The 9653-nt window shown below is 68.2% G+C and carries 4 protein-coding genes; 2 read left to right on the forward strand and 2 right to left on the reverse strand.

Translation table 11 applies throughout. The annotated features are described in order from the left end of the window. Positions 1–4 precede the first annotated feature (4 nt). Positions 5–4504, forward strand: coding sequence for a hypothetical protein (locus tag OG758_RS48720; protein WP_326707979.1), 4500 nt, complete (start codon positions 5–7; stop codon positions 4502–4504). Further along, positions 4501–5580, forward strand: coding sequence for a Wadjet anti-phage system protein JetD domain-containing protein (locus OG758_RS48725; protein WP_326707978.1), 1080 nt, complete (start codon positions 4501–4503; stop codon positions 5578–5580). The genes OG758_RS48720 and OG758_RS48725 overlap by 4 nt, the downstream gene beginning before the upstream one ends. A 600-nt stretch (positions 5581–6180) precedes the next feature. Here the strand turns inward: OG758_RS48725 and OG758_RS48730 are convergent. Then, positions 6181–8829, reverse strand: a complete 2649-nt coding sequence (locus OG758_RS48730; protein WP_326707977.1) for a DEAD/DEAH box helicase — start codon at positions 8827–8829, stop codon at positions 6181–6183. Further along, on the reverse strand, positions 8826–9461 hold the full coding sequence (locus OG758_RS48735; protein ID WP_326707976.1) for a hypothetical protein: 636 nt from the start codon (positions 9459–9461) through the stop codon (positions 8826–8828). Before OG758_RS48735 ends, OG758_RS48730 begins: the two co-directional genes overlap by 4 nt. Between the last annotated feature and the right edge of the window lie 192 nt (positions 9462–9653).

Consider the following 9653-nt stretch of genomic DNA (forward strand, 5'->3'; position numbering starts at 1 on the left):
AGCGATGTACGAACTCAACCGCGTCCGCCTGTACAACATCGGCCCGATGGGAGCCCGGTACGACGACGTCCCGCTCGATCTGTCCGACGGCGGCTTGCCGATCCCGGCCCACGCCCTGATCCCCACGGCCGGGCAGCTGTTCCGCCGTCCCGCACCCGCGACACTGCTGGTCCTGGAGAACGGCGGCGGGAAGTCCGTGTTCATCCGGATGCTCCTGTCCACGGTGCTGCCCGAACGGCAGTCCCGCAAAGGACGTGAGGCACTGCGCGCCTACGTGGTGTCCGCGGCGGCCCCCTCCCATGTGGCCCTGGAATGGGTCAATGTCCGCACTGGCGAAACCCTGGTGACTGGGCAGGTGCTGGCCCCGACCACGGACGACAAGATCGACCGGATGTTCTACTCGCTGCATCCCAACGCAGCAACGACCTTGGCCACGCTCCCGTTTGCCGAGGGTCGGCGGCGGCTGCGGATGAATGCATTCCACGACGCGCTCAAGCGGCTGGACGCCGATGACAAAACACTGCACGTAGAGATCGAGAAACGCCAGGGGGAGTGGGAGAAGCACCTGCGCCGGCTCGGCCTGGAGCCGGACCTGTTCGCCGTCCAGCAAGCGATGAACGTGGACGAGGGAGACGCGGCCGAGGCGTTCAAGACCACCACCGGCCGGCAGTTCGCGGAATGGATGCTGAGCAAGGCGCTGGACGCCGATGACTTCACCGAGCTGGGTGACGCCTTCGGCGCCTACGCCAAGAACATCGGTCGGCGCGAGCAGCTGCTGCTGGACCGCGACTTCTCCACGGCCACCGGGGCAGCCGCCGAGCAGTTGGCCCGACGCAAGGACGCGCACACGGCAGCGGCCGCCGCGGCCCGCACCGCTGCGACCACCTTGGGGCAACTCGCTGCGGAAATCCGCGAATTCGTCCACCGCTCGGAAGGAGCCGTGCAGAAACACCGCGCGGGCCATGAGACCGCCCGGGCGCACACCGAAGAACGACAACAGGCTCGTGACCACGCCGACCTGCTCCACAAGGAAGTACGACGCAGCACCCTGTTCCTGCGTCGCCATGCCGCACGCGCCCAAGCCGCACAGGTTCAAGAACAGCTCGACGCCGAACGCGACGAGCTCACCGCATGGATGCTGGTCCCCACGGTGCTGAAAGCCGCTGCCGCACACGAGAAGTACCGTGTGGCCAGCGAGCTGCTGGACGCTGCGGAACTGGCCGCAGGCGCCGCCCGGCTCCGCCGCGACCAGGCCGGGGCCCAGTTCGCCGGCAGCCTGCGCGGCAGGGCGCAGCAGTGTGCGACGCAGGCCGACGACCTCGACCACACAAGCGCCACGAAAACGGCGCAAGGGGGCGAGGCCGAGGACCGTGCTGTCAAGGACGAACGACTGGCCGCCTCGCACACAGCCCGGGCCGAGCTGCTCGCCCAACAGATCAAGAAGGTGGACCTCCGCCTCGAGCAGGCACGGCAGACCGGGCTCCTCGAGGAGAACGAGTCCGTTGCGGAAGCCGATGCCCGCCTGGGTACCGAGGCAGCCCGCCTCGACACCAGGGCGACGGAGGAACGCGCCGCTCACCAGCAGCTCGAGCGGGACGCCCGCCGACTCGAGGAGCGGGCGAACCAGCTGATCGAACCCGAGGTGACCGCCCGCGCTGCAGCCGAGGCTGCAGCGCGGGCGGTCACGGACACCCACAGTGCCGCAGCAGAACTCACCTCCCACACGCTGCTGCGGGAACTCGCCGAACTCGATGACGGCGAGGACGTGCCCGGCGGCGACCCCGTCCTGTGGTTGGAGCACAACGCCTCCCCGCTGCGTCACCTGGCAGCCTCGGTCCAGGCGTCGGCAGGGGAGCAGCTGGACGCGTTGAAAGCCGACGACCGGGCGGACCAGCGACTGATCGCCGCCCTCACCGTCGAGGACGATGCCCTCATGCCGCCGCGCCAGGCCGTCGAGGACCTCCTCGAACTGCTGGCCGGCCACGGCATCGACGCAATGGCCGGCTGGAGGGCTCTGGAACAGCTGGTGAACCCGCGCCTGCATGCCGCAGCCATCCAGGCCCACCCCGCAGTGGTCGACGGCATCGTGGTGACCGACCAGGAAACCCTGCGCAAAGCGCAGGCCGTATTGACGCAGAACCCGCTGCTGCCGGCAGCAGCTGTACTTGTCTCCACCCCCGAACCGTTGCACACAGAGCCGGCCCCACCGAACAGCGGCTTCGTCGTCGAGCCGACCCCCGCCCTGCACGACTGCGACGCCGCCGCCGCGCTGCGGGAACAGGCCGAAACCCGCATCGCCGGTCGCCGCCGGCCCCTGGAAGACCTTTCCGCACGCCAGACGGCGGCCTTCCAGCTGGAAGGCTGGCTCGACACCTGGCTGTGCCACCACCCGCCGGGGAACGCCGAGCAGACCCGCTCGGCGGCGCAGGCCCTGGCCACCACAGCACGCGAGGCCGAGTCCGCGCTGAATGCCGCACGCAACGCATACACCCAGGCCCTGGAGACCCTCGACGAGCATGGCACCGCCGTGTCGGACGCCGAACGTGCCGCACTCAACGCTGCCCGGACCTGCGAAGCCCTCGGCCGGCTCGCACAGGAGGTCGCCGAAGCCGACACCCACCGTGCCGAGAGCGGCGAACTCCACACCCAGGCCGAAGAGCGTCGAGCAACAGCCCAGGACCACCGCGACACCGCCGCCCGCCTGCGGCGCCAGGTCACCGAATGCGCCGTGCAGGCCGAGTCGCTGCGCCGCGATGCCGCCTCGTACACCGCCCGGATGGACAAGGTCGTCTACGGAAACCAGCCCCTGAACCCTCCCGCAGGCGAACCGGACCTGGCCGCTCTTGAGATCGCCTACGAGGAAGCAGCGGCAGGCCTGGGCGCCGTGGAGGTCGGCGAGGACCTGCTGCGGCGCGTCGAGGAAGCGCAACAGGAAGCATCCAACCGTGACGGCGAACTCCGTGGCCAACCGGCCGACATCGTGGCCCGCGCCGAAGTGCTGGCCGCCTCCGCCCAAGCCGGCAGCACCGAAACCCTCGAGGCCACGAAACGGCGCCTGGCCCGCACGGTCAAGACGCTGGAAGGTGAACACCACTCGCTCAGTGAGCGCAGCGGCCAACTCCATGCAGAAGCACAGGCCGCCGGCCAGCCCAGCGGCCTGCCCTGGACCAGTCTCGACACCGAATGGACCCCGTCGAACCCCGCCGAAGGCACCCACCTCACCGAACGGGCCGGTGCCGGGCTGAAGGACACCGAGACCCAGCTCCAGGAAGCCCTCGATGCCGAACGCTCCAACGAGCGCAAACTCCGCAAGACCGAAGCCGGGGCACGCGAGATGACCGTCGTCCACCGCGGCCTGGCGTCCGCCATCCGCAGACTGGACCTCCCCTCCCACGCCGCACCGTTCGCCAAAACCGCCGACGAGGCGCAACACGCTGCCGATGAGGCGACCAAGGCGCACAGCGATGCGATGGACCAGCTGCGCGACGCGAACCAGGACCTGGACGAGGCGATCCTGGAATTCCGTGACACGGCCAACCAGAACCGCTTCGGCGCCCTCAAGGCGCCGATCTACCACCAGCTCACCGACATCGACAAAACGTCGCTGGTCGAGCGCGCCGCACAGTGGGCGGCCCAACTGACCGACCGGGCCGCCAGCCTGACCACCGACCTGGAGAGCTCCGAACGCCACCGCAGCCTGCTCATCGACCAGCTCAAGCACCGCACCAGCCACGCGCTGAGTCTGCTAGAGAAGGCCGAACGGCTTTCCTGCCTACCCGAAGGCGCCGGAGTTTGGGCCAGACAGAAGATCCTCAAGATCGGCTTCAGCAAGCCCGAAGCACAGGTCCTAGCCGTACGCATCGCCGAGACCCTGGACGAGACCGCCCGCACTCAGCCCAGCCTGCCCGGCCGTGACCTCGTACTGCGCTGTGTCGGGGCCGCGGTCCCACGCGACTTCAAGGTCGAAATCCTCAAGCCTGACGCCGCCGGCCGCGCCGACTACGCCTCCATCAGCGACATGAGCAAAGTGTTCTCAGGAGGCCAGGAACTCACCGGCGCGATCATGCTGTACTGCACTCTCGCAGCACTCCGCAGCAGCACCCAGACCGGGACCCGCAGCACCACCCGCCTCGGCGGCATGCTGATCCTGGACAACCCGATCGGCAAGGCGAACGCCGACTACCTACTGACCCTGCAGATGAACATGGCCGCCGCCCTCGGCGTCCAACTGATCTACACCACCGGAAACATGGAGGACCGCGTGCTGGCCACGTTCCCCCTGTGCATCCGACTGCGCAACGACGCCGATCAGCGCACTGGGACACGGCACCTGCACGTCACCGACCGCGTCACCCGCCCCACGCCACCGGACGAGGACGGCGTCACCGGACGGCTCTCCGCAGCACGGCTGCTGGTGAAACCACGCGATGCCCACACCCCGCCCGACCCCGTCGAGGTGACCCCGGCAGACAGCCCCTCCAGCGAGACGGCCTCGGGCCGATGAACGATAGCCAAGGCGGCAACGACACCGAGCGGCAACCGCTGTCCTCGTCGGCGGCCTGCCTGGCCGCGACCCTCACCGCGACCACCCACCACCGGGTCGAACAGGCCACGATCCTCACGGCCTTCGGCCAGGCCTGCCCCGGCACAGCCGGCACCACACAGGGCCGCCCCGTTCTGTCCGCCCTGCTTGACGAACTCGCCGACCACCAGCTCATACAACTGCCGCGCAGCCGTGACGGATGGGACACCACACAGCCACCGCTGCCACGCTGGTTGCGTCTGCCCAAGACGACCGAGAGCAGACCTCCGCGCACGACAGCACCTGTGCTATGGCGCCGCGAGCTCTCCTGGGCGAACACCGCCACACTGACCACCTCACAAACCGAAACCCTCAAGACCATCAACCGGTGGCTGCGCGACACGCATGGGGACGACCGACAACGGACCGTCGTCCCCATGCGCGAGCGCTCACTGGAGATCTTCGGTGACGAAAAGCGCCTAGACGCACTGACATCCAGCACGCTCTTCGCACCCCGCCGCCTCACCCTGGCCACACTGTCCGCCAAGCGGATCCCGCCACCCCTGGCCCACAACCGCGTCGGTGACGGCGGCACCGTCCTGGTGATCGAAAACAGCGACACCTTCGAAACCGTCAGCTCACTCCTGGCCGACAACTGCGGTCGAGTGGGCCATGTTGCGTTCGGCGGCGGTCACGCCTTCGAAGCCTCGATCACCCGCATCGCACAACTCGAAGGCGTGACGGACATCGCCTACTACGGCGACCTCGACGACGACGGCCTCACCATTCCCCAAAGAGCCAACGTGTCAGCAACCGCATCACAGCTTCCGCCAATCCGACCCGCCCGTGGCCTCTACCGGCTCCTGCTGAGCGAAAACCTCCAAGGGCCGGCCCCGAAACGAGTAGAACCGCTGACCGCCGAACGACGCGTTTCCTGGCTGCCGGCCCCTCTGCGGTGCCAGGTAGCCGAAATCCTCACCGCCGGGAACAGGCTCGCCCAGGAAGCCACCGGAACGCTGACGCTACGACGCGACAACTCATGGCGTGACGACCTGTGAACGTTCTCCCCGCCGATCCATGACCTGCACGGCATAGACGGCCTCCAACGGCCAACTCCGCGAGCCGGACCGCCCGTCTCCGCCCTCAGCTGAGCGAAGCCGCGGAATAGCCGCCGGGGCGGATGCCACAATGCCCCCAATTTGCGCCGCCACAACCGAAAGCCACCACCCCATGGCCACCGCCAAGCTCCTGCTGCGCCAGGCTTCGCGTCGCCGGATCGAACTGCGGACGCGGACGGCCCTGCCCGACCGTGTCGGGGAAGCCGGTCTCCACCTCCCGCAAATGCGTGCTGCCACGCCAGCGCCCGCACCTCTGCCGGCAGCGCCTCCAGCAGCCCGAATGGTGGGACTCTCCCCGGCGTCGGCCCGCCTTCTACGTCGAAGGACGGATCGGAGAACAGGTAGGACAGCAGCATTACCGCCGCTGTACGCCGGGCCCGGATCAACACGACATACAACAGTCGCGACCCGTCGGTGAATGGCTCCTGCTCGTAGCCGTAGAACTCGTCTGGCCCCAGGAGGAGGATCGTCGTGTCCGCCTCGCGGCCCTTGGTCTGATGAAGGTTCATCAGGGGGATGAGCGGGCTGTCTCCGAATGCCCTACGCCCTGGCCCACTCCACCCCCAGCTCGGCGAGGGTGGTGCGTTGTTCGGGGGTGAGTTTGTCGCGGCGGGTTTTGGTGTTGGTGATCCACACGCCCAGCTTCACGACCACCGGAGCGGCCTCGCCCTTGACTGCGATCTCCTCTGCGTGGGCCCTGGGAACACGGTGGTGGCCCTCACGGGCGACGTACTGAGCGAGAGCCTGGATTCCCCGCTGGAAGGCTGCTGACGTCTTCCCCGGTGTTTTCCCGGCGCCCTTGGCCGCTGGGGCGGGCCGTTCAGCGGGCGTGATGCCCAGTTCGGACAGGCGTCGCTGCTGTTCGTCGGACAGTTCCGTCCAGGAATTCGCCTGCCGTTGGAGCCATTTGCCGAGGTCGTCGCCTTCGAACAGCACGCCGGGTTCGATCCTGGGCAGCACGCCGCTGGCCTCGGTGTCGATCAGGTCGGCGAGGACCCGGTGGTGGCGCTGCCAGTCCAGTGGCCAGGGGCAGTTCCAGTCCGGGTCGATGGCGGTGAGCTGGGCGGCCCGTGCTGCCGCGCGCTCGGGGTCCTTGCCGAGGCCGCCTTTCCTGCGGAGGTTGGCCATGTGCTGACCGACGGGCACGAGCTCGTTCTCAGCGCCGCCCCACGTGGTGTCCTGCCTCGGGGCGAGGTGGCCGTGAGCGTGGTGGTATGAGCGCAGCATGGCCAGCTTTGTCTCCCACGCTTCATCGCCCGGTTCCCACACCATGCCTTCGTCGTCCAGCTGCTCCTTGCGGTGCTGGTCCAGTTCGCCGGCTCGGTACGCCCGCCTCTGTTGGTGCACCCACCTGCCCAGCGGAAAAGCGTTCGTGACCCCGACTTCGGCCTCAACGTCGTACGGCACGGCGTACAGCCCGGTGACGCTGTTCTCGGTCCGCCAGCGGCGCAGGGCCTGGAACCCTTCGAGCCAGACGAGGGACTCCGGCCGGTAGACCCGGGTGCGCAGGAAGGCGGCGATCGTCGCCGGGTCGCGCGGGCTGGAGAAGTGCAGCAGGGCGGACTCCACCGCGCCCTGTGTCCCGTCTTGGTTCTGGCCCTCGCCGCTGGCCCCGACGATCCGCCCTTCGTCGTCACGCTTCACGTGCACCTTGCGCTCGTGCTTGCTGCGCGAGAGTGCGTGGGATGCCAGCTGCTCGACCAGCTTTTCGGAGTGACTACGCAGCCCTTGGAGCACGGCTACAAGGGGGCGGAACGAGGCTGAGGCGACCATGTCGTCCGGGTCCTCGCCGGGCTCCAGGAAGATGGGCACGATGATCCTGGCGACCTTCGTACTGCCGTCCGGGTTCGGCCTCAGCGCCCGGCCGATGTTCTGCACGATCTCCACCTGGGAGCCGCGGGTGTCAGCGAAGCACACGGCCTCCACTCCCCGCTCGCCCACGATGTCCACGCCCTCACCGAGGACCCGAACGGACGCGAGGAACGCGCGGTGGACCCGCCTGTTCTCCGCGTTGATGCCGCCTGCGAACTGGCGCAGGACCTCGCGCCGTTCGGACACGAGGTGGTCGCCGCACAGCCAGCTCGCCCACACTCGGTCTGCAGGGACGTGCCGGAACGGCTCCAGCTCGTACGGCTCGGCCCCGATCGAGGACGGCGGCAATACGGCCGCATCTTCGAGGAACTTGTCGGACGCCTCGGTCGCGTACAGCTGTGCGGCGGTCTGCGGCAGCTTCTCCGCGAACGCCGCAGCCTCCTCAACCCGCTGATGGAAGGTCATGACGGTGTGCAGGCTGTATGCGGCCGCGTGCTCCAGGAGCGCGGTCTGCAGCAGCGCCAGACGCCGCCCGCGCAACGCCTCCTCCGACAGTCCACTGACCGGCTCTGGGTCCCGAATTTCTAGGACATCAATCTCGAAGCCTGCCAGAATTCCTCGTTCGATGGCCTCTGAGAGCCCGAGCTCGAAAATCCACTCGCCGTAGGGTCCTGCCGGGTCGCTGAGCATCGAAGCGATCTCCAGCTCCTGGCCGTCCTTGCCCTTCTGCGGGCGGGGAGCGGCGAGGATCCGCGGAGTCGCGGTCAGGTAGAGCCGGCAGTCCGCGGGGATCCGCTGGTTGTCGTGGATCGCGGCCCAGGGCCGGCCGAGGTCCCCGGCGGTCCCGTGGGCTTCGTCTACGACCGCGAGGTCGAACGGGGCCATGGTCTGTCCGTACAGCCGCTCCCCGCCCGCCAGGGCGGCCTCCAGCGGCCCGCGCACCTTCCGCTGACCCAACGGGGCATCGATGTCCTCCCGGTCCACGAGAGAGGCGTACGTAGCGAACACGATCACGGCCCCCTGCCCGGCCCACAGGGCGAGCTGGATCGGGTTCGTGGTCGTCCGCACCCCGAGCTGCTCCAGGACGTCGTCCTTCTCCAGCGAGCACACGGCAACCATCGGGGAGCGGTGGCCGACTCGGCGCCACGCCTGGGCGGTCTGCACGAGGAGGTCCAACGTGGGGACCGTGACGAGGATCCGGCCGCCGGAGAAGCATTCCAGCGCAGCCGAAGCGGCCGTGATCGTCTTCCCGGAACCGGTCGCGGAGACGACCGTGCCACGGAGCCCCTCAGCGGGCACAGATGATCTTGCAGAGAATCCGACCCATTTACGGATTCTTGAATTTGCTTCTACCTGGTGTTCTCGAAGCTGGATCACAGCAATTCTCCGGGTTCGGGAAGGACCTGCTCGACCGAGGTAATCCGGTATCCGCCCTGCCGGTAAGAGCCGTCTGGGCGTCCGTAGACGGCCCAGGGCCGGTGGGCGGCTTCACTGAGGGAGGAGGCCATCAGGTGGACGGTGAGGCGCGGTTCACCCAAGGAGCCGGCCCGCTGGGCAACGATCCGGCAGACCCGATGGCGCAGCATCTCGACCGGTACCCCGCCATGTTGCTCTGCCGCGGCTACGTCAGCGGCCACACGCTGCATCCGCTGCTCCTCACGGCGACCTACACGCCGATCCTGCCCCGGTGCATAGACAGGCATCTGCTGCTCCGTCATCACGTGGGCGACACGCTTCCATTCAAGGTGCTCCCACACGGCGATCGCCAGCTCACTCAGGCTGAGGAGCTCTGCCGGTCCTTTGCGTGCGCGTTCCTCGCGTTCCCGGGAGAGCCGCACATGCGTCTGCACCTGGCCGAGGGCGAGCCCGGTGGCCTTTCTCGTCACACCGAGCCGCGCAATTTCTTCCGGAAGATATTCGTAGACTGACATGAGCCTCGTCCGCGGCCAGAGGGTATCCCTTATTTCTACCAACTCTACATGCTGCATCAAATTGATGATGCGTGGCATCGAAACCAGGACACGAACGAGCGACCCCTCGTAGCCAGTCACCCTTCCGCCCCCCTCCCGGGAGACAGGGGGCCGGAAGGGCATGGAGGTCTGGGGCGAAGCGGAGGGCACCAGTCCCTTAGGGTGCTGCCAGACCAGGGCTGCTCATGACGCCTGGCGGTTCATCACAGGGGGATGCGTGAGTAGGCAGGC

It is taken from the genome of Streptomyces sp. NBC_01474 (assembly GCF_035918215.1).
In the GTDB taxonomy this organism is placed as follows: domain Bacteria; phylum Actinomycetota; class Actinomycetes; order Streptomycetales; family Streptomycetaceae; genus Streptomyces; species Streptomyces aureus.